Annotated in this window: 23 protein-coding genes and 1 pseudogene; 5 read left to right on the forward strand and 19 right to left on the reverse strand. The window is 36.0% G+C overall.

Annotated elements, in window-relative coordinates; all coding sequences use genetic code 11:
• Nucleotides 1–346 precede the first annotated feature (346 nt).
• From AC6ER8_RS05675 to tpiA, 7 genes are all read right to left on the reverse strand, one after another.
• On the reverse strand, nucleotides 347–757 hold the full coding sequence (locus AC6ER8_RS05675; RefSeq protein WP_497077760.1) for a TM2 domain-containing protein: 411 nt from the start codon (nucleotides 755–757) through the stop codon (nucleotides 347–349).
• Nucleotides 758–1141: 384 nt separating this feature from the next.
• Nucleotides 1142–1549 carry a TM2 domain-containing protein gene (locus AC6ER8_RS05680; RefSeq protein WP_497077761.1) on the reverse strand — a complete coding sequence of 136 codons (408 nt, stop codon included), beginning with the start codon at nucleotides 1547–1549 and terminating at the stop codon, nucleotides 1142–1144.
• A gap of 114 nt (nucleotides 1550–1663) precedes the next feature.
• Nucleotides 1664–2932 carry a phosphopyruvate hydratase gene (gene eno / locus AC6ER8_RS05685; RefSeq protein WP_497077762.1) on the reverse strand — a complete coding sequence of 423 codons (1269 nt, stop codon included), beginning with the start codon at nucleotides 2930–2932 and terminating at the stop codon, nucleotides 1664–1666.
• 68 nt (nucleotides 2933–3000) lie between these two features.
• Complete coding sequence (gene kdsA / locus AC6ER8_RS05690; protein WP_497077763.1) at nucleotides 3001–3837, reverse strand: 3-deoxy-8-phosphooctulonate synthase; 837 nt, start codon at nucleotides 3835–3837, stop codon at nucleotides 3001–3003.
• 34 nt (nucleotides 3838–3871) lie between these two features.
• Nucleotides 3872–5500: a CTP synthase gene (pyrG, locus tag AC6ER8_RS05695; protein ID WP_497077764.1), complete on the reverse strand. Its 1629-nt coding sequence runs from the start codon at nucleotides 5498–5500 to the stop codon at nucleotides 3872–3874.
• A 129-nt stretch (nucleotides 5501–5629) separates the two neighbouring features.
• Nucleotides 5630–6115 (reverse strand): preprotein translocase subunit SecG, encoded by a 486-nt coding sequence (gene secG, locus AC6ER8_RS05700; RefSeq protein WP_497077765.1) that lies wholly within the window; start codon nucleotides 6113–6115, stop codon nucleotides 5630–5632.
• A gap of 82 nt (nucleotides 6116–6197) precedes the next feature.
• The gene (tpiA, locus tag AC6ER8_RS05705) at nucleotides 6198–6962 is read right to left on the reverse strand and encodes a triose-phosphate isomerase (protein WP_497077766.1); all 765 of its coding nucleotides are present in this window, start codon (nucleotides 6960–6962) and stop codon (nucleotides 6198–6200) included.
• Nucleotides 6963–7117: 155 nt separating this feature from the next.
• Here tpiA and AC6ER8_RS05710 point away from each other — a divergent pair, with 155 nt between their 5' ends.
• On the forward strand, nucleotides 7118–9007 hold the full coding sequence (locus AC6ER8_RS05710) for a peptidyl-prolyl cis-trans isomerase (protein WP_497077767.1): 1890 nt from the start codon (nucleotides 7118–7120) through the stop codon (nucleotides 9005–9007).
• 1134 nt (nucleotides 9008–10141) lie between these two features.
• Here the strand turns inward: AC6ER8_RS05710 and AC6ER8_RS05715 are convergent.
• The 9 genes from AC6ER8_RS05715 to tatA all read right to left on the reverse strand — a co-directional run bounded on the left by AC6ER8_RS05715 (nucleotide 10142) and on the right by tatA (nucleotide 19110).
• On the reverse strand, nucleotides 10142–11002 hold the full coding sequence (locus AC6ER8_RS05715; RefSeq protein ID WP_497077768.1) for a phytoene/squalene synthase family protein: 861 nt from the start codon (nucleotides 11000–11002) through the stop codon (nucleotides 10142–10144).
• An 860-nt stretch (nucleotides 11003–11862) separates the two neighbouring features.
• The gene (locus AC6ER8_RS05720) at nucleotides 11863–12249 is read right to left on the reverse strand and encodes an Mth938-like domain-containing protein (RefSeq protein WP_497077769.1); all 387 of its coding nucleotides are present in this window, start codon (nucleotides 12247–12249) and stop codon (nucleotides 11863–11865) included.
• A gap of 465 nt (nucleotides 12250–12714) precedes the next feature.
• A complete protein-coding gene (gene yajC, locus AC6ER8_RS05725; RefSeq protein WP_497077770.1) occupies nucleotides 12715–13176 on the reverse strand; it encodes a preprotein translocase subunit YajC in 462 nt (153 codons plus the stop codon).
• A 913-nt stretch (nucleotides 13177–14089) separates the two neighbouring features.
• Nucleotides 14090–15232, reverse strand: coding sequence for a peptidoglycan DD-metalloendopeptidase family protein (locus tag AC6ER8_RS05730; protein WP_497077771.1), 1143 nt, complete (start codon nucleotides 15230–15232; stop codon nucleotides 14090–14092).
• Between the two features lie 170 nt (nucleotides 15233–15402).
• Nucleotides 15403–16062, reverse strand: a complete 660-nt coding sequence (locus AC6ER8_RS05735) for a protein-L-isoaspartate(D-aspartate) O-methyltransferase (RefSeq protein ID WP_497077772.1) — start codon at nucleotides 16060–16062, stop codon at nucleotides 15403–15405.
• Between the two features lie 137 nt (nucleotides 16063–16199).
• Entirely contained in the window at nucleotides 16200–17477 is a 1278-nt protein-coding gene (serS, locus tag AC6ER8_RS05740; RefSeq protein ID WP_497077773.1) for a serine--tRNA ligase, read from the reverse strand.
• A 61-nt stretch (nucleotides 17478–17538) separates the two neighbouring features.
• Entirely contained in the window at nucleotides 17539–18321 is a 783-nt protein-coding gene (gene tatC / locus AC6ER8_RS05745) for a twin-arginine translocase subunit TatC (protein ID WP_497077774.1), read from the reverse strand.
• The gene (tatB, locus tag AC6ER8_RS05750) at nucleotides 18318–18752 is read right to left on the reverse strand and encodes a Sec-independent protein translocase protein TatB (RefSeq protein WP_497077775.1); all 435 of its coding nucleotides are present in this window, start codon (nucleotides 18750–18752) and stop codon (nucleotides 18318–18320) included. Before tatB ends, tatC begins: the two co-directional genes overlap by 4 nt.
• 55 nt (nucleotides 18753–18807) lie before the next feature.
• Nucleotides 18808–19110, reverse strand: coding sequence for a twin-arginine translocase TatA/TatE family subunit (tatA, locus tag AC6ER8_RS05755; protein ID WP_497079633.1), 303 nt, complete (start codon nucleotides 19108–19110; stop codon nucleotides 18808–18810).
• Nucleotides 19111–19565: 455 nt separating this feature from the next.
• Between tatA and AC6ER8_RS05760 the strand changes: the two genes are divergently transcribed.
• The 3 genes from AC6ER8_RS05760 (at nucleotide 19566) to pgsA (ending at nucleotide 23433) form a co-directional block, all read left to right on the forward strand.
• Nucleotides 19566–20423 carry a 23S rRNA (adenine(2030)-N(6))-methyltransferase RlmJ gene (locus AC6ER8_RS05760; RefSeq protein WP_497077776.1) on the forward strand — a complete coding sequence of 286 codons (858 nt, stop codon included), beginning with the start codon at nucleotides 19566–19568 and terminating at the stop codon, nucleotides 20421–20423.
• Nucleotides 20424–20798: 375 nt separating this feature from the next.
• Nucleotides 20799–22778: an excinuclease ABC subunit UvrC gene (uvrC, locus tag AC6ER8_RS05765; RefSeq protein WP_497077777.1), complete on the forward strand. Its 1980-nt coding sequence runs from the start codon at nucleotides 20799–20801 to the stop codon at nucleotides 22776–22778.
• Between the two features lie 73 nt (nucleotides 22779–22851).
• Nucleotides 22852–23433 (forward strand): CDP-diacylglycerol--glycerol-3-phosphate 3-phosphatidyltransferase, encoded by a 582-nt coding sequence (gene pgsA, locus AC6ER8_RS05770; RefSeq protein WP_497077778.1) that lies wholly within the window; start codon nucleotides 22852–22854, stop codon nucleotides 23431–23433.
• Between the two features lie 315 nt (nucleotides 23434–23748).
• Here the strand turns inward: pgsA and ndk are convergent, their stop codons facing one another.
• Entirely contained in the window at nucleotides 23749–24171 is a 423-nt protein-coding gene (gene ndk, locus AC6ER8_RS05775) for a nucleoside-diphosphate kinase (RefSeq protein ID WP_497077779.1), read from the reverse strand.
• Between the two features lie 535 nt (nucleotides 24172–24706).
• Between ndk and AC6ER8_RS05780 the strand changes: the two genes are divergently transcribed.
• Nucleotides 24707–24919, forward strand: coding sequence for a helix-turn-helix transcriptional regulator (locus tag AC6ER8_RS05780; protein ID WP_497079634.1), 213 nt, complete (start codon nucleotides 24707–24709; stop codon nucleotides 24917–24919).
• Nucleotides 24920–25110: 191 nt separating this feature from the next.
• Here the strand turns inward: AC6ER8_RS05780 and AC6ER8_RS05785 are convergent.
• Nucleotides 25111–25437 (reverse strand): annotated as a pseudogene (locus AC6ER8_RS05785) (SMI1/KNR4 family protein); the annotation flags it as partial.
• Between the two features lie 62 nt (nucleotides 25438–25499).
• Nucleotides 25500–25646, reverse strand: a complete 147-nt coding sequence (locus tag AC6ER8_RS05790; protein WP_497077780.1) for a hypothetical protein — start codon at nucleotides 25644–25646, stop codon at nucleotides 25500–25502.
• Between the last annotated feature and the right edge of the window lie 241 nt (nucleotides 25647–25887).

A 25887-nucleotide genomic window follows, 5' to 3' on the forward strand; every position in this document is an offset into this window, starting at 1 on the left:
CATCTAGAAAATTATTATTCATAAAGAAACTTTTTTCTAATATGATAATATGTTGGATAAATCTCACTACATGAATACGATCTGTACTCACCGTGATATATGACAATTTAAAAAGCTTAAAATTCCTGCAAATATAAGTAGCAATATAAAGCACGCTGTTCGATTTGTACTTTTGTTTTTATATAAAATATTACTTTATTTTTCAATAGTTTTATTTATATACTTCTAATATTTTCCTTTAAAAACATATATTTAAAGTAATTTAATACTATGGATCTGATATATCGACAATATTAAAAGTAAAGAGAGTTCCTTGCTCTTTAATATTTTATATTATTCTAAAATTTTACCAATTTATAATTTTATCGCCATTGTCATCCCTAAAATATCCCGATAAAATAACTATGAAATCAATAAATGCCCAAGGTATAGTAACTAATAATCCTATACCTGTTATTGTTATAAGAAGCATTGCAATACCGGTCCCAACTTTACCAGCCATAAAACGATGAATTCCTAATGAACCAAAAAACCAACAAACAAGTGCTATCGCCAACCTTGATTTGTCTGACTGAGATTTACTCAATAAAGGGAGAACAGATCTTACGGTATTATCTTCATATACAAAATCAACGATATCTCCTATATTAGGCACTTTTTTTCCTAACCAATCGCAGCTCGAAAATTGATAACGTTTACCATCATCTCCCGAAACAAGATAAACCTCTTGGTCCTGACCAATAATTGTACCTTTCATCCTTGCTCACCTACAAAGCTATTCCTTATATATCATCCATAAAGAGGTTATTTCTAATTCCATGACATGTTGACGACCTTCACGGCGTAAACAACATTCGTAGCAACCGTGATAAATGTGAAATTAAAATAGTTTTGAGGCCCCCAATAATCAATGTTTTCTGCTTCTATAAGCAGCAAGGCAAAATACACCTTCGTTGATTTACGTCGTTGTTTTACCTATATAAAATAGCACGGTCTTTTTCAATACTGTTACTTAACTGTGCATATTTTTCTTAATATCCCACATTAGAGACATATAGTGCAATAACTGGACATTATTAACTTAATATATTGATAACAATAATAAAATAAATTTCCTGCTCGTTATATTATTATAAAATTATCACAAATCTGTAATCTTATTTCCATTTTTATCCGTAAATCTTCCAGCAACAATAAGTATAAAATCAACAATTGCCCAAATACCGGAAATCATCAATCCAAAAAATGATAAAGATAGAATAAGCATTAAAGCACCCGTCCGAACTCTCCCTACCATAAAGCGATGAACACCAAAGATACCAGCAAACCAACAAAGAAGTGCAAACATGACTTTTGAGTTCTCTGCATTTGGTTTTAATAATGGAAAAACAGAACTGACAACACCCCCTTCACAGACAAAATCAACGGTATCTCCAACCCTTGGTGGTTTCTTTCCCAACCAATCCCAAGTCGCAAACTGATAACGCTTACCATCATCTCCCGAAACGAGATACGTTCCTTGATCTTGACTAATAATTATACCTCTCATCTTAATCCCTATAAATTTAAATGCCTATAAAATTATTGTGATATGCCTTTAATAAAAAATCTTAATTTCATAATCTAAATGATATTATACTCTCATATTTTATGCTCACAATAATCAACGATATATATCACCAGCATAACATGCTTGGGCTCCTAGCATTTCCTCAATACGAATAAGTTGATTGTACTTTGCTAATCTATCCGAACGTGCAAGAGAACCTGTTTTAATTTGTCCGCAATTTGTTGCAACCGCAAGATCTGCAATAAAAGAATCCTCTGTTTCACCTGAACGATGAGATATAATGGCACGATAACCTGCTTTATGTGCGACTTCTACAGCATCAAGAGTTTCACTCAATGTCCCAATTTGATTAACTTTTATGAGAATAGAATTGCCTACCCCCATTTTGATACCCTCACGCAAACGTTCTGAATTTGTTACAAATAAATCATCGCCAACAAGCTGACATTTTTTTCCAATTGTGTCAGTAAGGAGCTTCCAACCTTCCCAATCATCCTCTGCCATTCCATCTTCAATGGTAATAATAGGATAACTTTTCACAAGATGTGCCAAATAATCTACCTGTTCTTGGATATCACGGCATTTGCCCTCACCTTTATAAAAATATGAGCCATTTTTATAAAATTCAGTGGAAGCACAGTCTAAACCAAGTGCAATCTCTTCACCGAGTTTGTAACCACATGAGATAATAGATTCCATAATAAAATCAATTGCTTGATCTGCACTTTTAAATTGAGGTGCAAAACCACCTTCATCACCAACATTGGTATTATGCCCCGCATCTTTTAAACGCTTTTTCAACGCATGAAAAACCTCAGCACCATAACGGATGGCTTCTCTTACGGTAGGGGCTCCTACAGGAATAATCATAAACTCTTGAAAATCAATCAAATTATCAGCATGAACGCCCCCATTAATAATGTTCATCATGGGGGTGGGAAGGATATGCGCTTGCGTCCCACCAATATAACGATACAAAGGTAGATTTAATGAGTCCGCGGCTGCCTTTGCAACAGCCAAAGAAACACCAAGAAGTGCATTAGCACCAAGACGAGATTTATTTGGCGTTCCATCCAAAGCAATCATTGCTTGATCAATAGCAATTTGATCTCTTGCATCCCGCCCACCAAGTTCTTCAAGGATTTCACCATTAACTGCTGCAACTGCTTTTTCAACACCCTTCCCTTGATAGCGCAAACCACCATCACGAAGCTCAACAGCCTCATGTGCCCCCGTTGAAGCCCCTGAGGGAACCAGAGCGCGACCAAAAGCTCCATTTTCCAAATGAACATCAACTTCTACCGTTGGATTACCACGGCTATCAAGAACCTCACGCCCAATGATATCGACAATTATAGTCATCTATATTTCCCTATTTAACAAAAGTCGCGTCTATTTCTAATGCCCTATTAATAAAACATTTTTTCTTCTTAATTTAGCTTTTTTGACAGATAATCAAATTCCATTAAAGTCTCAAGCAATCTTTGTAAATCATCAATTTTAATCATATTGGGACCATCAGAAGGCGCATGATCTGGATCTTGATGCGTTTCTAAGAAAACACCTGCAACCCCAACAGAAACAGCCGCACGCGCTAAAACTTCAACAAACTGACGCTGTCCACCAGATGAAGCCCCCTGCCCTCCAGGTTCTTGAACAGAATGTGTTGCATCGAAAATAACAGGAGCCCCAAATGAACGTAAGACAGGCAACGAACGCATATCCGAAATAAGTCGGTTATAACCAAATGACGTACCGCGCTCACAAAGCATCACATTGGGATTACCACTGTAAACAACCTTTTTTAAAACATTCTCCATATCCCACGGCGCCAAAAACTGACCTTTTTTAATATTAATAACACGTCCTGTTTTGGCAGCTGCAACCAAAAGATCTGTTTGACGACATAAAAAAGCTGGTATTTGTAAAACATCAACTGTAGAAGAAACAATCCTACATTGCTCTTCGGTATGCACATCAGTCAATATGGGACAATCAAACTCTTTTTTTAAATCAGAAAAAATGGCCATTGCTTTTTCAAGACCAATGCCACGTGCTGCACTCAAAGAGGTCCGGTTGGCTTTATCGTAACTTGATTTATAAACAAAACCAATACCAAGCTGATCGGTCATTGTTTTAATCCGACCAGCCATTTCAAAAGCATGATCACGACTTTCCATCTGACATGGACCTGCAATTAATGAAAAAGGCATTTCATTTGAAAAAATAACATTTCCAACTTTTATACGAGCATTTGGTTTCGTCATTTTATCCCTCAAAAAAAGTAACAAAACTTATGTATTAAACTAATCGACTTTGTTCTACAGCGGCCTCAATAAAAGAAGAAAAAAGCGGATGTGGATCAAAAGGACGTGATTTTAGTTCTGGATGATATTGAACAGCAATAAACCATGGATGATCTGCATATTCTATTGTTTCCGGCAAAATACCATCGGGAGACATGCCAGAAAAAATCAAACCACATTGTTCTAACTGATCTTTATAATCAATATTGACTTCATAACGATGGCGATGCCGTTCAACAATCTTTGTCATCCCATAAATTTTGGCAATATGGCTCTCTTCTTTTAATTCAGCAGCAAAAGCACCAAGGCGCATAGATCCACCAAGGTCACCATTTCTTGTCCGCTTTTCAAGAACATCGCCTTTGAGCCATTCCGTCATTAAACCGACAATTGGATTTTCTGTTTCACAAAACTCACTTGATGAAGCATTCTTAATCTTTGCAATATTGCGTGCAGCTTCTATACAAGCCAGTTGCATGCCAAAACAAATCCCTAAAAATGGAATTTTACGCTCTCGTGCAAATTGAATTGCTCGAATTTTCCCTTCAGCCCCTCGAGCCCCAAAAGCCCCAGGAACCAAAATTCCATGCGCTTTTTGTAAAGCTAAAACGGAATCTTCTTTTTCAAGAAGTTGCGAATCAATCCACTCAATATTAACTTTTACTTTATTCGCTAAACCACCATGCGCAATCGCTTCGATAAGAGATTTATAAGCATCCTTTAAGCCTGTATATTTTCCTACAATAGCAATCGTAACTTCTCCCTCAGGATGATGAATGCGATGCGTAATCTCTTCCCAACGATCCATCTGAGGTGGAGGTGCCGAATCGATTCCAAAAGCACAAAGTACTTCAGAATCTAATCCCTCTTTATGATAGGCCATGGGAACATCATAAATTGTTGGCATATCTAATGCTTGAATAACGGCATTGGAGCGAACATTGCAAAAAAGTGATAACTTACACCGCTCTGTTTCGGGGATAGACCGATCGGCACGCACAAGCAAAATATCAGGAGAAATACCAACTGATTGCAACTCTTTGACAGAATGTTGTGTTGGTTTGGTTTTTAATTCACCTGCCGAAGAAATATAAGGCATTAATGTAAGATGGACATAAACGACATTTTGTCGAGAAAGTTCATTACCAAGCTGACGAATCGCTTCTAGAAAGGGCATGGCTTCAATATCACCAACCGTTCCCCCTATTTCACACAAAACAAAATCAAATTCTTCATTTCCTGTCGTAATGAATCGCTTAATTTCATCTGTAACATGCGGAATAACTTGAACGGTTGCCCCCAAATAATCACCCCGCCGCTCTCGTTCTATGATATTGCGATAAATACGCCCTGTTGTAATATTATCTTGGCTATTTGCAGAGCGCCCTGTAAAACGCTCATAATGACCAAGATCAAGATCCGTTTCTGCACCATCATCGGTTACAAACACTTCACCATGTTGATAAGGCGACATCGTCCCTGGGTCAACATTTAAATAAGGATCAAGTTTGCGAAGACGTACACGATAACCACGCGCCTGTAATAACGCTGCTAACGCCGCTGCTGCGATGCCTTTTCCAAGGGAAGAAACCACACCACCAGTAATAAAAACATAACGTGCCATGGGCTTATGCTGATAAGCAATTTATAATGATTTTTCCAGTAAAAAATGCAAAAAGAAACAATTTTTCTTCTAAAATAAAAAAGGTGAAAAAATCACCTTTTCTAAAAAGTCCATATTTTTTTAAAAAAACTATTTTGTACTGTTATCTGGTACTGTCTTTTCAAGACCAGGTGGGACTTCACGAACAGGTGGGACCGGACTTTCCGCTTCAGGCATTGTAGACTGTTTTTGTTCTTGCTTTTGTTCCGGTGTGGAATCCGAAGTGCCTCCAAGCTGTTCAAGAATAGAGGGTGAAGACTTACCATTTGACGATGGGACTGATTCTGAACTTTGATTGGGGGAATTATGCTGTGAGTTAGCTGGTATACGTTTTAAAATGTCAGAACTAGAATTTGATATACTTCCCACCACACTAAGCCCAATGGACACAACAAAAAAACAACACGCTAAAATAGCCGTCAAACGTGTTAAAGGGTTCTGAGATCCACGGGTTTTCATCAAGCCTGAGCTATTATTACTCACGCCGAGCCCACCACCTTCTGAAGGTTGGATTAAGATAACCCCAACCAAAGTAATCACAATCAATAGATGAATAACAATAAGTACTGTTTGCATAAACCCTGCTCTTCAAATAACTCTTTCATGGTTATTTACACATAAATAACACACAATCCAAGAGGGAACTCAAATTTCTCTGCTATAATTTACGACAAACATCGCAAATAGTTAAAAAATCAATTGCTTTTAAGCTAGCTCCACCGATCAAAGCACCATTAACATGTGCAATGCTTAAAAGCTCAAAGGCATTGGATGGCTTTACGGATCCGCCATAAAGCAAACGCATCTTATTTCCTTCATCACCAAAACGAGCACGCATCTCATCACGAATGAAATGATGCACTTTTGCAATATCTTCTAAAGTCGCCGTATTGCCAGTGCCTATCGCCCAAATAGGTTCATAGGCGATAATGGTATTTTCTGCTGTTGCATCATCTGGTAAAGATCCTGCAAGCTGCTGCTCAAGAACATCCAATACTTTATTATTATTACGCTCCTCCAATGTTTCCCCAATACACACAAGAGCTACAAGACCTGCGCGCCACGCAGCTTGCACTTTGGCACGGACAATTGCATTATTTTCCTTATACACTGTACGACGTTCTGAATGCCCAAGAATAACATGACTTGCTCCGGCTTCTTTAAGCATAAAAGCTGAAATATCCCCCGTATAAGGACCATGATCATCAAAGTGACAATTTTGTCCTCCTAGAAGGAGATTGGCACCATCCAGTGTATCAGAAGCACGCGATAAAAGCGTCGCTGGAACGCAAATAAGTGCTTCAAATAGATGACGGAAATCAGAGCTTATACCTGTAGCAATAGCACGCAACTCTCCAAGCGATTCATTTGTTCCATTCATTTTCCAATTTCCAGCAAGAAAAGGTCGAATATTCGGAGACATATTTTTACCTCAAGAGTTCTTATAACACTTTAGTTTATCTGTAGTATCAAATTATAAAACGAAAGCAAGTCTTTAAAAGCTTGCATCTTTTGTCTCTTTATTGCAAATTCCATTACTGCTTTGGTAATAATTTATGTTAAAAATGGAATTGAACAATGCTTGACGTCATAAGAAGTGCTACAAATTCTTGGATTTCCAGAACTTTCCTTGCTATTTTACTCTTATGTTTCATTCTTTTATGGGGGATACCACAGCTACACACAAAAAGCGAAAGGGATCTCATTACTTCTGGAAAGTCCACAGTAACTATTGATGATTATCGTCTCGCACTTGCCGATCAAAGTTCACGTTTAGCACAGGCGGCCCATCTTGGACGCATGTTTACACCAAATGAAATGCAGCAATATCAAATTCCTGCTTTTGTGTTTAATCAATTACAACAAAATGCACTCTTTGATGAACAAGTTCGTAAAATGAAAATAAGTCTTTCAAAAGATACCATAGCTCATACAATTGGTTCTGATAATATGTTCCAAGTAAATGGCACTTTTGATAAAAATTTATTTCACAACTATCTTCAGTATTTACGGATCAGCGAAAGTGCTTTTCTTAATTATTATACCAAACAAGAAAAGCGTAATCAACTTATTACAGCTTTGCTTTCTGATATGAAAGCACCTGATCTCTTTTATAAAGCCCTTGCTCTTTATCAAGGAGAAATGCGGAGTGCTGATTATCTTGTGATTGACCTAAAAGAAAAGCAAACAATTGCTGATCCTGATCACGAAACACTACAAAAATGGTTTGAAACACATCAAAGTGAATTTCGTGCTCCAGAATACCGCACTGTCTCTTTACTCTCTATGGAACTTAATGATTTCGTAAAACCTCAAGATATCTCAACAGATGAAGCAAAAGCCTATTATACCCAAAATGCTTCCCGTTTTGTAACGCCTGAAAAACGTACATTTGAAGAACTGCGATTTTCCACACGTAAAGAAGCTGATAATGCAGCCAAAAAAATGGCCGATGGATTGAGTTTTGATGAGCTGGTAAAAGCTGAAAAAAAGACCCTTAATGACATAAAAAAAGGGCCTCTTGCAGAAAATGAACTTTCTAATCATCTCGCATCTGAAGTTTTTGAACTCCAACAGGGGGAAGTTAGCCCTGTCATCAATGACTTACAGGGGCCTGTTCTCATTCGCGTCATCCATATTGAGCCTGCAAGTTCTCTCCCCTTTGAAAAGGTAGAAGAAAATATTCGTCAAACGCTTGCCAAAAATCGTGCTAATGATGAGATTCGTAACAATTATGTTGCCATTGAAAATGCTCGTTTTGAGGGTGCTTCTCTTAAAGAACTTGCTGAGCAATACAACTTATCTTTGCGCACAATTACCCTTGATCAAACAGGAAAAACGCTTGAAGGTACCCTCCTCACGGATTTACCTGAAAAAGATATTCTACTGAATGCCATTTATAAAGCAAATGAAGGTGTTGATCTTGATCCTCTCTCTTTTCAACATGGTGGATATCTCTGGTATAAGGTCGATAAAATTATTCCTGCCCGCGATAAAACACTTGAAGAATCAAAGATAGATGCTCTTTCTCAATGGAAAAGTGAAGAAACTCAACGCCTTCTTGATGAAAAAGCCCAAAACGCTCTCAATCAGCTTAGGGAAGGAAAAAGTCTTGTTGCTCTTGCGCGTACACTTGGTGTTACAAAACACACAACACAAGCCCTCCGGCGTCAAGACTCATCTGAAACCCTTGGGGCTGAAGGGATTAAAGCACTATTTTCCGGTCCCAAAGATCATTATGGCATCATAAAAGGTCCAGTTGCAACAAACCGTATTATTTATCAAATAAAGACTGTAACGATGCCTAAAGATATCACGCCTCATACTCTTTCACCTGATATCCGTACCAATATAGATATGATGATAAGAGAAGATCTCAAGTTAGAAGTGCTACAAATTGCCAATAAGGAAAATCCTTTGGAAATTAATAGTACGAATTATAATCAGATCTTTAACGCTCTCCAATAAAGAGAGGGGGACATAAGTTAAAGAGCTTACTTGATAGGCTTTCTATCACTATTTCATCTGTCGTTGAAAAGGTAAGATAAATCTCTTGTTACTGATATCTTAAGATCGGCATTACAATTCATTTTCTTGCAAGTCGGTGCATTTATGGATTTGCAAGAAAATGAGGAATGAAATGTCGGAGCGTTTTTTTTCAACACAGTAAATAATATTATATATCCAAAGACTGTAAAGGTTCTCACCAATTCAGCGCTTAATATCATCCCCGATTATCATCCCCACTGTCATTCATTGACAACTCATCATATTGCTACTCTTAATATGCCTTCATAAGGAACCCATTGCTTCTTCCTTAAATGTTTTTTTGACACACCCAACTTATAACATGAAAAAACACTTTTAAAATTCATTCTAAACATGATTTAAAATGAGAAAATTTTCTTCTGTTCAAGGCTTTCATTCAATATGAATGAAAAACGAACTCTCATGATAAATTATTTTTTTCATAGATCATAACAACCATCAATTATGACTTCATCATTTTAATTTCTCAAAAGTGAACGTTTTTTATTGATTTATAGAATACCAAGATAACATCTCTCATAAGAAGGAATCATATTTCATTTGCAAATGAAATATGGTCAATATATTCAGAATACTTAAAAGCTTTTATCCTAGAAAACCAATGTAATTAAGCTTTATCTTATGTTTTTCTTTATTGGATAATACATTGATTTATAATCATAATACAGCATTATTCATATTGAATAAAAATTCTAAATACCTTAAACTTTTTTTATTTCAAATCTGTTCCATATTGCATCAATCAAAGCCTCTCTTCCGCGTATATAAATGGAATGAGCGTTTGAATAAACATTAAAGGGAGGAGATCGATCTTATAAAGAGTTTTAAGTGCCAAGGGCGGTCGTAACATTGGGAGCTGGACAATAATAAAAATGGTGTTGGCTTGCCTCTCATCCATCCAATACACCATATTTTAAAAGGTTATGAAATTTCTCATTCTTTTTTGTTCATAAAAATCAACACATCAATGTTTTTTATAACAAGGAAATGGTTTCTTATCACGAACATCCCCTTTTAACTTCAACATAAAAAAATTAGTCTAATTTTAATCTTTTACACTATCTTTGGCAGATTACTGCTTATTGCTGTCCTTGTTATCAACCAATAGCGATATATCAATGGTAAAGTTGCATTTTCTTGAAAAACTGCGGCCCCTAGCTGAAGAGCCTTTTGAAGAGAAGCCGGTATAATGGCCAAGGGAAGAAATGCGGGCTTAAGAGTTCTGGGTAAAGTACAAGAATATGCGTAAAGTTTGCTATAATGATCGCGTGATAATGCTACCATAGCTTCAACAATACGGCTCTTTTGTTGATCACTGAGACGATGAGAATCTAAATCCTCCCTGTTTACCCCTACAGCCTTCAAAATATCAGTAGGTAAATAATATTGATATCGTGATTGCATGAATGATAAAAGGCGCAATACACCGCTTAATCCCTGAGTAATCCCTCCATGTTCATAGGTATCTGTAAAATCTTGTGCAGCATCAGGATCTAATATCAGACAAGAAAGCTGTAAAATTACACTTGCTGTCTCTCCACAATAGTGCTCGAGATCATGAAGCGTTTCTATTGGATTGTGGTAAAGATCCAAAATTTGTGCATCACAATACCGTAAAAAATCTGCCTTAGGTAAATTAAAAAGATTTATTGCTGTCAATAAATCACTCAAAATCGGATTACTTCCACTCGTTTGCTCTTCACCATGCGCAATAGAATCATACCACCAGCGCAATCGCATTTCTCCAATGAGTGGATCATGAACACTTTCACGAATACGAGAAATCTCAGCATTAAATGCGTAAAGAGCCGCCAATGCTTGACGCTTTTTTTTAGGTGCAAATAAAACCGATATATAGCGATCACGATCTATATTACGTAAAATATCAAAACAATAAGGAAGAGAACCTACCATTCTATGAACCGATTAACGTCCCTTTTTTAGCCATTAAATTAATAATTCTCTTTTTATTCATATTTAAAAATAAAGCCCAGAAAGTAAGACATTTTCAATGTGTTTCTTAATGTATGATGAATTAAGACTTCTTTTCTAATCACTTTTCTTTTCAGAAAGAAAGTTTTTAAAAATGAAATAACTCATTTTTAGAACAAAATTTATCTTATCCAACTCATGTCGTAAAAACATCTAAAAACTAATCCTAACATGTATAGTAAAACTGAGATAGAGCAACAGACAACGCAAAACACTTTTGACTGAATAGATAACAAGGCACTTTTATAAAACATACACTGATCACAAAGACTTCATCAACTTATTAGCCTTATTCCCATCCTAAAGATAAAAGTCCCTCCCCGCACCTATTTATAAAAAATCCAATTGCCCTTTCTATAAAATCTTATTATTATTAATGCATTGATTTATAATTATAATTTATCACCTTGGATATTGAATTAAAATCCAGGATCTCATAGAATTTTCTCATTGCAAACTTATTGCATATTAAAATAATCAAAACTATTCTCTTAAACGCCACGAGCGGAGCGGATACGTAGATTTAAAAAAAGAATAAAAAATGCCTCTTATCAACCATCTCAAGCGCTAGAATCTTATCCCTTATGTGATTTACGAGGCACTCTCATCTTCCCTAGCTATGAATACTTTCTGCTGTATTAAAAATACACTTGATGTATCAAGTTATGTATATTTTATATTTCTTTATATTACCGCTTTAAACAGCGGTATTTTGCAGTGCAACGTAATAATTATATTCGTCTTTTATGCTAGACGAAAACATTTATTTTATTAAAAATACGTCATTCTACCGCAAATAATAACGCCGCAACAGCGCGATCTTCAGCCAATAAAACATTAAATGTACGCACCGCTGCTCCCGTACTCATTGTATCTGATGAAATATGCTTTTCCCCTAAAAGAACCCGTAACTCTTCAGGTAATCGTAATAATTCAATTCCAGTCCCTATTAATAAAACTTCAATCTCAGATGCTTCTTCTAAAACACGAAATAGATCACCTTGAGTAGGAATAGGACCTGCCATATCAATGCCATAAATTCCTGATGGGACACAAATAATAGAACCTCTATGAGACATATCAGCAAAACGAAATCCACCATTTCCGTAAGCATCAATAGGTGCACGGCTTGGAAAATGTGCTTCACGGATTTGAATTGCATTGGACATGAACAAGCACCCTTTATTTTTGAAAATCCTCTTGTCTTTTACTTCTTATCATAAAATTTAATGGTAATACAAAATTGATATATTAGCCATAATCCTAAAAGGATTGAGAGAGAAATTTTTGCTATAAAACCTTTATCGGATCGTACAACAAATATATGAAAAATCAGCTATAAACTGTGCGATTAAATGCTATATATTTATTCTACCCTGGAAAAATCTGCCTCAACCAAATTTATACAAAAATAAAAAGCTTCTTTTTGAAAGAGATAAGGATACCTTTTAAAAGACAGAAAAATTTGCCGTAATATTCCATAACATAAAGCAACTATTTTAATAGTCTACAGAAAACAAAAAAACCACTTGGGATTGTGACTATAAAAACTATTCCTCCTAATGAAATTGTCTTTATATTTTGAATTTTTTTATAAAAATGCTTTCAAAAATAGTATAAACTTCATTTATACTTTAAGATGCCTTATCCTTATTTTCCTTTGATATAGCTTTTTTCTCTTTAGAGATACTCACTTTTTCTTTCTCAGTCGTTTTAGACTTAGACTTTTGTGGTGTTTTTGTTTTAGTGTTGAGCTTTAATTTCTTTTCTGCAATCGGCTCACCTTTAACGCGCACATCAGCTAGTGTCGAGCGAATAACACGAATATTCATATTATCACCAATTTCGACCTCTAGTTCACCACTCTCATCGTGAACTTTCGTAACCTTGCCGATAATACCACCACCCGTTATAACCGTATCACCACGACGTACTGCATTAAGCATTTCCTGTCGCTTTTTCATTTGTGCACGCTGTGGACGAATGATAAAAAAATACATAATTGCAAAAATTAAAATGAGCGGGACAACGCTAACAAATGAAATTCCACTGGAAACATCGCCTGCACCTTGAGCATAAGCGTTCGTAATAAACATGTTTATCTCCTACTCGTTAAACTTCAGGTATTTCCCACTCTATTAAAATAAAATTCCCATTCAGAAAAACTTTTCTAAAGAATTTATTATAAAAAGTGATGACGAGATAATGTAATCTCAGCTTTATAAAAATGCAATAAATCCTTAAGCGACAGAATACAATAAGAAAAATATTTAAAAAACAGATTTATTTCTCTTGGATTATATATCCTACACTAGAATCCTTCTCACTCACTCAATAAATGATACAAAATAACTTTTCTAAGGAAAAAACTTTCATTTATAATGATAATTTATTATTTTTAGTATCAAATGATCAAGCTCAACACCTTAGCTCTCATTTCAAACCTTTTGAATTAATCAAAACAATTTTCTTGCACATCACAATTATAAAATGAACATGAAGATAAAAATTCTTGATGATAAAGAATCAAATATCTCTTTTTATGCTCCCTCTGAAATGCAAAAATAGTTAGAATATTGGGTGCTGACAAATCGTATGATGTTATCGTCTTATACCTTCACAAAGATGATGATATTCAATGAACGCAACCAACTGTTCTTCTAAATGAATAATTATCTGAGACCACATTACATGAGATATGGATAAACATCTTTCAATGATCGAGCATAATGATAAAAAAAATATCAATACGTTATCAAATATGAACTGCTTTGAAAAAAAGAGCAATACTACAGACTGATTATTCAACGCCTCAAGCATAGCTAGGTGTTTTTAGGCATCAAAGAAAATCAAGCAGAAAGGTCATGTTATTGCAGAATTAGCTCTAAAAATAAAAACTCTAGAAGGTTTAAAATATTTTTGGGGGTATCATTAAGTTAAGAAAATAACTTATTTTTTATGAAATATTTATCAACTATCAGATCAGTCTCATTTAAAATACTCAACCAATTAGTTTTCTAAATATTTAAGAGGATCAACCGGTAATGAATTCTTACGCATCTCAAAATAAACACGTGGCGTTTTAACATTTCCAGAAACACCAGACTTAGCAATCTCATCACCACGTCTTATTCTTTCTCCTTTATTAACAACAAGCTTACTATTGCATCCATAAATAGTGATAATATTATTTTCATGTCGAATCATAACAACATTACCCAGTTCTTTTAATCCATCTCCTGCATAAATAACCACACCATTTTCTGCCGCCTTTACCGATGAACCTTCAGGCACTGCAATGTCTATTCCTCGATTCATTATTGTTCCCTTTTTTTGACCAAACTGGCTTAGTAAACGCCCTCGTACTGGCCAACGCATCTTAGAAATCCCTGTAGCTTGCGGTGTCATAATATTATCTGTACGCGTAACAGTACTTGATGAACCAGACTCATGCTTCAATTGCATCATCTGTGTAGAAGGTGGCGTTGTTATAGGAGCTTTATATATAGGCGTCGTCTTCTTATGCTTTATAGAAGACGTCACTTGAGATTGGAGGGAAGATTCTGCTGTTGACGTTGCCCAATCGTTATTATTGTGCGCTTTTGAAGTTGCTAATGTACGTTTGCTTGGAACGACAAGGACCTGACCGATATAAATGGAATTGCTGTTTATACCGTTTGCTAACTTTAATGCCTCAACACTAACCCCTGTTTGTCTTGCAATACTAAGCAGTGTGTCTCCACTCTGGACAATATAAGAGTTTTGCCGAAAAATAGGAGAATTATCCATTTGTGAACGAGAAAGCGTTCCAAGATTACGTGGAGGAGCTCCCATAACGCGACCATCCGAAAAAACTCTCCTATCTTGCTGTGAAGAATTATAGGGAGAATTGTCATCAATCCACGAATCATCGCTTGAGTCTACAGGTGGCAATTCAGTGCTTTGTATCATCCCTTCGCCATACGATAGCATTCGCGGATCCGTAGACATAGAGTTCGCTATATTTGATTGAGATGATACCGTATGATGAGAAAAAATATTGGAAAAACGTTGTGTACCAGAACTACAACCAGCAACAATAATGACCACCGCTAAAAAAGTTATTCTCTGAAAATTATGCCGGAAAATATTATCCAAAGCTTTTAAACACATCGTTTCGCTCACTCATCAATACTCAACTTACTCCATTAAAGCTTTTTTAAATTACCGAAGAGTTAAAATGAGATGTTTTATTCATAAATATCTTTACTGAAGATCAAAATGAATTTAATGGCAAAATAAAAAGAGTGAAATAATTTGTACTCTTTCTTAAATTTTAAAAACTAAAGTATTTCTGCAATACCTTTAATAAAAGGTTGATAACGCACTTGAAACAGCTCTAAATACTCAAATCGACTACCAATTTTTGTATAGCGCGTCACCGTTTGTACTCCTTCATCAGGTCCTATCGCCTGAATGAGAATTCCATTTTCAGCTAAAAGTTCTAAAAATTCCTTGGGTTCATCAGAACGTGATGGCCAAATAAGAATGCGATCAAATGATCCCAAACCTGCCACACTATGACTTCCATCAGTCTGTCGTATAATAATATTCTCAATGCCCAAAGTTTGAAACTTTTGGCGTGCCAAATCAACAAGCGTTTTGTAACGATCAATCGTTGTCACACGATCACTTAAGCATGCCATAAGAGCAGTGCAAAAACCAGAGCCTGTACCGATTTCCAAAACACGATGTTTTTTTTTCAATGATAGTGCAGAAAGAATTAACAGTTGTTCTTCCAAACGTTCCATATATTCACCACACTCAAGGGGAATAACTTTATTATCATAAGCACTATTAAACCAAGGGGCAGAAACAAATTTTTGACGTGGTATTTTTTCTAACACTGAAAAAAATTGCACGTCATCAATGCCTTTGCGACGCATTTTCAGTACAAGAGCAGCCAACTCCTCACGAAACTGTAAAATACCCTTTTGCCCCATAGTATCATTCACTCTATTAATGGAAGTGCACTTTGTATCGTCTCTACAAATCGCTTATTTTAAAATGGCAAAACCTTGCGTTTTTGCATACCATGACCTCTTTGCAATAAAAGCATATTATCTCTCCTTTCGCAAAATTAAGCAGCAATACAACGTATCCCCCCCATATAGGGTTGTAAAACATCTGGAACAATAATTGACCCATCGGCCTGTTGATAATTTTCAAGCACAGCAATAAGACAACGACCAACAGCTGTACCAGAACCATTAAGACTATGAACAAAATGCAATTTTTTATCGCCTTCTTGACGATAGCGCGCATTCATACGACGACCTTGAAAGTCTCCACAAACGGAACAGCTAGAAATTTCACGATAACATGCTTGACCAGGAAGCCAAACCTCGATGTCATAGGTTTTACGTGCTGCAAACCCCATATCCCCCGTAGAAAGAACCACCGTACGAAAAGGCAAACCAAGCCGTTTTAAGATATCTTCTGCACATTCCGTCATACGTTCCAATTCAGTAAGAGATTGTTCTTCACTGGTAATTGAAACCATTTCTACCTTCCAAAATTGGTGTTGACGCAACATACCGCGCGTATCACGACCGGCGGCTCCTGCCTCTGAGCGAAAACAGGGAGACAAAGAAGAAAATCGTAGTGGCAGATCTGATATTTCAAGAATTTCATTGTTAACCAAATTGGTTAAGGGCACTTCTGCTGTAGAAATAAGCCATCGACCATCTGTTGTCTGAAAAAGATCTTCAGCAAACTTCGGCAATTGTGCTGCTCCGTAAACAATCTCATCACGAACAAGAAGAGGCACTGAAACTTCCGTATAACCATGCTCATTGACATGCACATCAAGCATAAATTGTCCTAATGCGCGCTCTAACCGTGCTAACGCCCCTGAAAGTACTGTAAAACGTGTTCCAGACAAACGACTAGCCCGTTCAAAATCCATCTGCTTGAGATTTAGACCAAGATCAAAATGCTCCTTTGGTGTAAAATTAAAGGTTGGAGGCGTTCCAAAATGTCGAATGACGACATTATCACTTTCATCTTTACCTTCTGGAACATCATCCAATGGAATATTGGGAAGTGCTGAAAGAATTTTCTCAAGACTCTCTGTCAGCTGTTTTTCTTCCGCTGTTGCTGAGGAAAGAAAGACTTTTATTTCTTCAACTTCTGCTCTAAGGCGTGCAACCATTTGCTGATCAGATAGAGCTAAAGCTTGTCCTATTTCTTTTGAAAGCGCATTGCGACGTTCCTGCGCCAATTGTACCTTAGCAACATGTGACCGGCGTGCCAAGTCAAGTTGTATTAACCTTTCAGCTTGTGGTTCAAGACCTCTACTTACAAGCGCTTTATCTAATTCTTTAGGGTTTTCGCGAATCCACTTAATATCAAGCATTAACATTCCTCATTTATATTATTTTTACTTATTTCTCATCGTGTAAGAGTATACATTTTTCTTAAGCGGATTTTCTTCTCTTTTCTAGACCGTAAGCAATTAAAATGGAGATCTCATAAAGTGCTATCGTTGGTAAAGCTACTGCAAACATCGTAAAAAAATCCGACGGCGTTATCATTGCCGCAATAATGAAAGAGAGAAGAATAAACCATTTTCGTTTAGACACCAAATCATGAGATGTTAAAAGTCCAACTTTTGTTAAAAGACTGATGACAAGAGGCAATTGAAAAATCAAACCAAAAATAAGGATAAACGACGTCATAAAGCCTAAATAATCAGAAATACGCACGATAAAATCTATTCTTAAATGAACATCTGGAAGAAATTGTTGAGAAAGGCTAAACCATAATATTATCGGTGCCAATAAAGCATAAACAAACGCTCCCCCAATACAAAATAAAAGAGGTCCTCCAATAAGAAATGGTAAAAAAGCCATCCGCTCATTTTTATAAAGCCCTGGTGCAATAAAACTATAAAACTGGAAAGCTGTATAGGGAAAAGATAAAATAATCCCCCCAAAAGCAGCAAGTTTCATCTTTGTTAAAAAAGTTTCCCATACTTGCGTTGATTGCAAACGAATATTCTCAGGATGTCCCCCTGATATTTTCATTGCCCATTGATAAGGCCATAGTAAAAAATTTAAAATATAATCTTTAACAAGAAAACACATCAAAAAAGCAATCATAAATGCAACCAAAGCAGAAATAATTCGCTGACGAAGTTCAATTAAATGTTCTAAAAATGGCGCTATATTGCCATCAATTTCATCTTTTTTTACATTCATAATACAGATTCTTTATCTTTAGAGGCAACAGAAATGCTTTCAGAATGATGAGAAGCAAGAGAGACGGCTCCATCTTTCTTGATCGCTTTTTGATCACATTCCAAAATTTCTTTATTTTTTTCTGACTTATGATTTGTTGCCTGAATATCCATATTATCAGGGATATCCTTTAATGTATTTTCAATGGAACCAAAAGTCTCTGCCAACTTCTTGCTTGAATCGCTTATATCCGAACATGTATTTTGCACATCATGAAGCTCGATTTGTTTTATTACCTCATCAAACTGGTGACGAAGTTCGTTTGCTGTTGAAGATACATAAGCTCTTACCTTTGCTATTATCTTGATTATTTTAGGTAAATCTTTTGGTCCAACAACAATGATCAGAACAAGTAAGATTACGACAAGCTCTGCTCCATCAATCCCAAACATCGCTTAACTCGACTTCCTGATAAAAAATTAATATACAATGATAATGGCGTCTTTGTTATTTGATATGCTGTTTTTTAGCAACAGATGTCTTGCCTCCTTTAGAGTGAGAAGAAGCCTTTTTGCGTGTTGCTGCATGTTTCACCGATAACGGCTCAGATTCCTTATCAATTATTTGGGAAGAAGCAGTCATTTCAACTTTATCCTCAACGCCCACCTCTTCTTCCTTCATATTCTTTTTAAAGGCTTTAATTCCCTTAGCAACATCGCCCATTAATTCAGAAATCTTACCGCGTCCGAAAAGCACAAAAATAAGCAATAAAATTATAATTAAATGTGTTGGTGAAAAAATATTACCCATTACTCTCTCTAACCCTATGCTTTTAATTGTTTTCTCACTTACCTCTGAAGAGAGTATCAAATATCGTATCCTAATTATATATTTTTTTCTTAACTTAAAAGCAATCACACGCCTTTTAGCATATTATCACGTAAACCATTCAAAAATAATAAACCGCTTCATAGATAGTTTTAAAAGGTTTAAAAACTTTTCTAAAAGAAATTTATCTGATCCCTTAGAGGACTAAGCAAACACTGTATCCGCAAACACTCTATCCAATGTCTTTATAAAAAAACAGTGTGGGACGGTATCAGACAAACATTTCTTCGAAACTATCCGTTACCAATAAAAAATCATAATATGTGTATAATTTTTTGATGAAAACATTCTTTCTACAAAAGAATTTTTATGGATATCAATTCTATTATTCTGTGCTAATAATCTAATACAGTCATACAAATGATAGAGTTTCTTCCATGAATTATCGGCATATTTATCATGCTGGCAATTTTGCTGATGTTTTTAAACACATTATTGTCACCCGCATTGTAGAATATCTCAAACGAAAAGAAAAAGCTTTCCGCGTTATAGATACGCATGCTGGTATCGGTATTTATGATCTCTCTTCTTTAGAAGCCCAAAAAACTGGAGAGTGGCGTGAAGGTGTACAACAAATTTTTTCAGCGTCTATCCCTGAAGATTTAAGAGCACTCCTTTGTCCATGGTATGATATCATTGATGCCCTCAATAAAGAGAAAAAAGAAATTGTATTTTATCCTGGATCTCCTGTTCTTATTCGTCAATTATTACGGAAACAAGATCGCCTTACCGCAATAGAATTGCACAATGAAGATTATCATATTTTAGCAAAAAATTTTGCCGGTGATTATCAGACAAAAGTTCTACATTTGGACGGTTGGCTTTCCTTAAATGCTCATGTACCACCAAAAGAAAAACGTGGATTGATTCTTGTTGATCCTCCGTTTGAAAAAACTGGAGAATTTTCCCGCCTTATTGAAGGATTAATGAAAGCCTATCGTCGTTTTTCTGGAGGGATCTACGCTTTATGGTATCCCGTTAAATATGACAAGGAAATTAAACATTTTCTTCACGCGCTTTACCAAACGGGAATTCCTAAGATTCTACAGCTTGAAATGCGTATTCGAAAAAGTTCAAGTCCACCTACAATGAATGGAAGTGGGATGATTATTATCAACCCTCCCTATCTTTTGGAAGAAGAAATGAAACAGCTCAGCCCTTTTCTTATCAACCGTCTTGGACAAGATGAACATGCCCAAATAACACATAAGTGGCTTCAAACAGAACATCTATGATCTCAGTTTTCTTTATATTTTTCCTAAATTAACATGCCATTTTGTAAGAGGTGATAATACTCTTTTACTTTTTGGATAATATCACCATATCATTGAGCTAATGACTATAAACTTGAAGTCGTTCTCTTTCTTTTAAAAACTCTCTCCCCTCTTTTATCATCATGGATTTCCTATTCCAATCATTTTTAATGAATCAGTGGGGTGCGTTCATAAAGCTATCTTAAATAACAATTCTCATATTTTTTTACGTAAAATAAGCACTCTAAAATCATACTCTTATGCTATAGTGTATTATTTATAGACAAAAATTATTAAAGGCATAAATAATCATTATTTAATAGAAGAGTAAACAAAAAGCGTTTCTTGATAAATGGAATGATCCTGAAAAATAATACAAATTGTTCGCAAAATAAACGAGAAAAGCTTTCTTTTCTCTCTAATCTTACGTGGAACAATGCCAATCAAAACAATGAAAAAAGTCAATTCCAAGGCGTCAAATTCATACAAGAGTTTGCTAAACACCTGCCGCATAAGCCGGGAGTTTACCGAATGATTGGTGAAAATGGTGATATTCTATACGTTGGAAAAGCCCGTAATCTCAAAAAACGTGTTTTAAACTATGCACGTGAACAAGGACACAATAATCGTATTACCCGCATGATTCGTGCAACATATCATATGGAATTTATTGTTACCCATACAGAGACAGAAGCACTCCTTTTAGAAGCCAATCTCATCAAAAGATTGCATCCACATTTTAATGTATTACTCCGTGATGATAAGAGCTTTCCTTATATTATGATTACAGATGATCATCGAGCACCTGCACTTTACAAACATCGTGGTGCTCGAACACAAAAAGCTCATTATTTTGGTCCTTTTGCTTCTGCTGGTGCAGTAACACAAACAATTCATGTTTTACAACGTGCTTTTTTATTACGGACCTGTACAAATGCAATTTTTGAAAACCGTACGCGTCCCTGTTTGCTTTATCAAATTAAGCGATGTTCTGCACCTTGTACCCATGAAATTAATGATAGTGATTATAAAGAACTGGTGAGAGAAGCAAAAGCGTTCCTTTCGGGAAAAGATCAGTCTGTTAAAAATGATATGGTTCAAGCTATGCATAAAGCCGCAGAAAATCTTGATTTTGAGCAAGCCGCTTCTTATCGTGACCGCTTATCCGCTCTTTCTCATATTCAAAGCCATCAAGGTATTAATCCTCAAACAGTAAAAGAAGCAGATGTCTTTGCAATTGCACAAAAAGAAGGAATGACCTGTATTCAAGTGTTCTTTTTTCGCATGGGGCAAAATTGGGGAAACCGTGCCTATTTTCCTAAAGCAGATCCCTCTTTTTCTCGGACTGAAATTTTAGCGAGTTTTCTTGCCCAATTTTACGATGATAAACCACTTCCCAAAAACATCCTTTTATCCGAAGAAATTGAAGAAAAGACACTTCTTACAGAAGCATTGAGTCTCAAAGCAAATCACAAAATATCTCTCTCTTTACCCAAGCAAGGTGAACGCAAAAAGCTTGTTAACCATGCCTATCTTAATGCTCATGAAGCACTTGAACATAAGCTTGCTGAAACAGCAACCCATACAAAATTGCTTCAAGGGCTTGCTGAAACATTCCAACTACCCTTTCCTCCGCGCCGTATAGAAGTCTATGACAATTCTCATATTATGGGAACAAATTCGGTAGGCGCTATGATTGTTGCTGGTCAAATGGGATTTGTTAAAAATCAATATCGCAAATTCAACATTCGCTCAACAGATATCACGCCTGGTGATGATTTTGGCATGATGAAAGAAGTGATTAAACGAAGATTTTCACGCCTTATCAAAGAGCATCATTTACCCGATAAAAGTCATGACATACAAGATCATGACCTTTTTCCCATTTGGCCTGATCTTATCTTAATCGATGGTGGTGAAGGACAAATCAACAGTGTGCATACAATACTTGCTGAATTACAATTAAATAATTTGATCACCGTTATTGGAATTGCCAAAGGTGTTGACCGTCATGCGGGGCGTGAACGATTTTTTATAAAAGGTATCCCTCCTTTTACACTTCCGCCCCGTGATCCCATCCTCTATTTTTTGCAACGTCTGCGTGATGAAGCACATCGTTTTGCCATTGGAACACATAGAATAAAACGAAAAAAAGCAACATTCAAAAATCCCCTTGATGAAATCGAAAATATCGGTCCGACAAGAAAGCGTGCGTTGCTTCATCATTTCGGAAGTGCTAAAGCTGTTGCTAATGCCTCACTTGAAGATTTGAAAAATGTCACGGGAATCTCTGTCACAATTGCACAAAAAATTCATAACCATTTTCATGAAAAATAGGCTTGTTTCATCACCTTAGCCTTGTTACGTTTAAGGGGATATATTCTCTTTCACAAGAATTTAAAATAGCTCTATGAAAAATCATACTTTTTCTTTTCCAAATCTTTTAACGTATGCAAGAATTGTTGCAGTCCCAATGGTGGTTGCGTGCTTTTTTGTAGAAGGACGCCTACAATCAAGTGATATCGTGCGCTGGATTGCCGTTTCCATTTTTATCATTGCATCCATTACTGACTTTCTTGATGGTTACCTTGCTCGTATTTGGGAACAAACATCCAATATTGGTCGCATGTTAGATCCAATTGCCGATAAACTTCTCGTCTCTGCGTGCCTGCTCTTACTTGCCGCAGACAGTACCATCGCTGGATGGACTCTATGGGCAGCCATTATCATTCTTTGCCGAGAAATTCTTGTATCAGGATTGCGTGAATATTTAGCTGAATTAAAAGTGAGCGTTCCGGTCTCTCGTCTTGCAAAGTGGAAAACTTTTGTACAAATGATCGCTATTATCTTTCTTTTAGCAGGACCAGCTGGTAACAAAATTTTTCCTTACACAGTGGAATTTGGCATTACTATGCTATGGATTTCAGCCCTGCTTACATTGTGGACAGGGTGGGATTATTTTCGCGCAGGTTTAAAACATGTGATATCGTAAAATAATCTCTTGATTTGTACTGATAATCTATCTTTCTGCTACTTAAACCAGAGATAAAAATAGCGTAAGATTGACTTACTTCAAATCTATTGATGATGAAACAATTACAGCACTTCTTCACCCGTCACTACCAAAATTGGCGTACAGTTAAAAGGCATTCAAAAAATAAATAGGCCTTATCTCTCCACAAAACAGTTGCAATATTACAAGCGGAAAAAACGATAAATCTACATATCTGCCAAAGAGATCTATAATCTTATAAGCAAAAACCCAAAACACAATGTTTCGGGTTTTTGCTTTTTATTTACGCTTTTATTAACCAACAATTTCTATCTCAGAAAACCAAAAAGCGATTTCTGTTTTTGCTGTTTCAGCACTATCGGATCCATGGACAGAGTTTTCACCAATCGACAAAGCATGAACCTTACGAATTGTCCCTTCTTCTGCATCACTAGGATTTGTAGCCCCCATTACTTCACGGTTTTTAGCTATAGCATTTTCTCCTTCTAAAACCTGTACAACTGTTGGACCAGAAGACATAAATTCAACCAATTCGCTAAAAAAAGGGCGTTCTTTATGAACAGCATAAAAATTTTCAGCCTCACGTCTGCTCATCCACACACGTTTAGATGCTACAACACGCAAGCCCGCATCCTCTAGCATTTTGATAATTGCACCAGTCAAATTACGACGTGTTGCATCTGGTTTAATCATCGAAAAAGTACGCTCTAAAGCCATTTAACCACCTTTATTTCATTTATAACATTTTCTGACTGTTTCTATAGCGAGCAAGCAGCCCTTTGCCAAGTGACTCTGCAAAAATCTATACAAATTCTCAAAATATAAAATAACCTGTAAATAAAACATCAATAGGAATACCTATAATATCTCCTCCCATCATAAAATGCACTGCCACCTCTCAGTAAATATTGAACTCTCTTTATATTCCTAGAAAAGATATTGATTTATAATAATATAGCGTTATTCATATTAAATTAGAACTTTGAATACCGTAAGATTCTTTCATTTCAAATCTCTCTCATGTTGAATCAATCAAAATCATTCGCTTGCACATCAAAAAGTAGCGTTGGAGTGTGAGTAAAAACTATACAAGAAAAGACAAAAAACACCTCTTATGAACCGTCTTAATGCAAGGGCTGTTGCAACATTGGGGCTGGCAAATATAACGATGATGCCCAGCTTACTTCTTCATGAGCGTAAAGATGGCGGTGCTCAATGGCTTTATCGTTATATCATTGATCAACGCCGCGAAATGGGCTTGGGTGCCTTAAGAAATGTTTCTTTAAAACAAACCCATGAATATGCAAAACTACTTCATATGCGTATCTCAACTTTCCGCCGTCATATCACCAATAGCTCTCTCCAAAAACTTTTAAAATTTGGTGTTTTATCGCGTTGGTTACAATCAGATCTTTTGAATATTATCGAGCAAGAAAAACAGCAACGTCAAAGTAACGTGTCATAAAAAACTTGTCACATAAGAATGGACAAGGCTTTTCATTTTACACGAAGCTTATGAATAGCAGAAGCCATTCTATGACGTAATCATCATAGGGTAAAAGATTTATTCTTGTATAAATTCTCATGACATTACACGTGCCTTGCGGGGTGTTTGGCATGGGCGTTATGGCAACGGCCCGTTGTCCTGTTCATGATAATCAAAAGCTGTTCTGGTGTCGCAAAACCATGTTTTCTATCGAGTAAGTTTTGGTAAACAATATCACCAGCAGGAATACCTTCCCCACCATCTCCATAAATGCTAAAGACTTCATCACCACCAATTTCTCCTCCTCCATATTTCTTTAAAAAAACTTTGTAAGACGATGTGAACTTTAAACCAAGAGCTTTCTCCGCCCTTTCAATCTGTAGATCATCTGTTTCATTCTCTTCATCATCTTCACTACCCAAATTGATAATATCATCATCATATTTATTCACTTTATCAATTAATACTGCAACATCATTTAAGGTATAGGTTTTCATCAATTATTCTCCATAAATTATTCTATAGGTCCCTTTTTTCTCTTTTCATCAACCGTAGAGCATTACTGCTGATGCTCCTGTCCCCATCTGTTAAAATCTAGACCTATGATACCCCATCTCATATCGATTATTCCTCCTAAATGACTGTTTTTTTGTTCTCTATAGCCTTTAGCACGTTCCTTCCAATATTCCTCTCTCCATTTTTTCAAGATTAGTGCCCCACACGTCTTTTTTGTTTACTCTCCATTTAACTCTTTTGTTAGGATCAAACAAATCGTCTCTCCAATAGACTTTGTATGTCTGACCAAAGCTATCGGTAAATTTAATGGGTTTGCCTTTTAACCAATTCTTTTTTTCTTTAGAAGCGAGTTTGGTTTGTTCTTTCTTCGCTGCAAGTTTTTCAAGATCTCCTTGAGCGGCAAGTTCTGCAAGATTTTTCTTGGAAGCGAA

Source organism: Bartonella sp. SL320 (genome assembly GCF_059687635.1).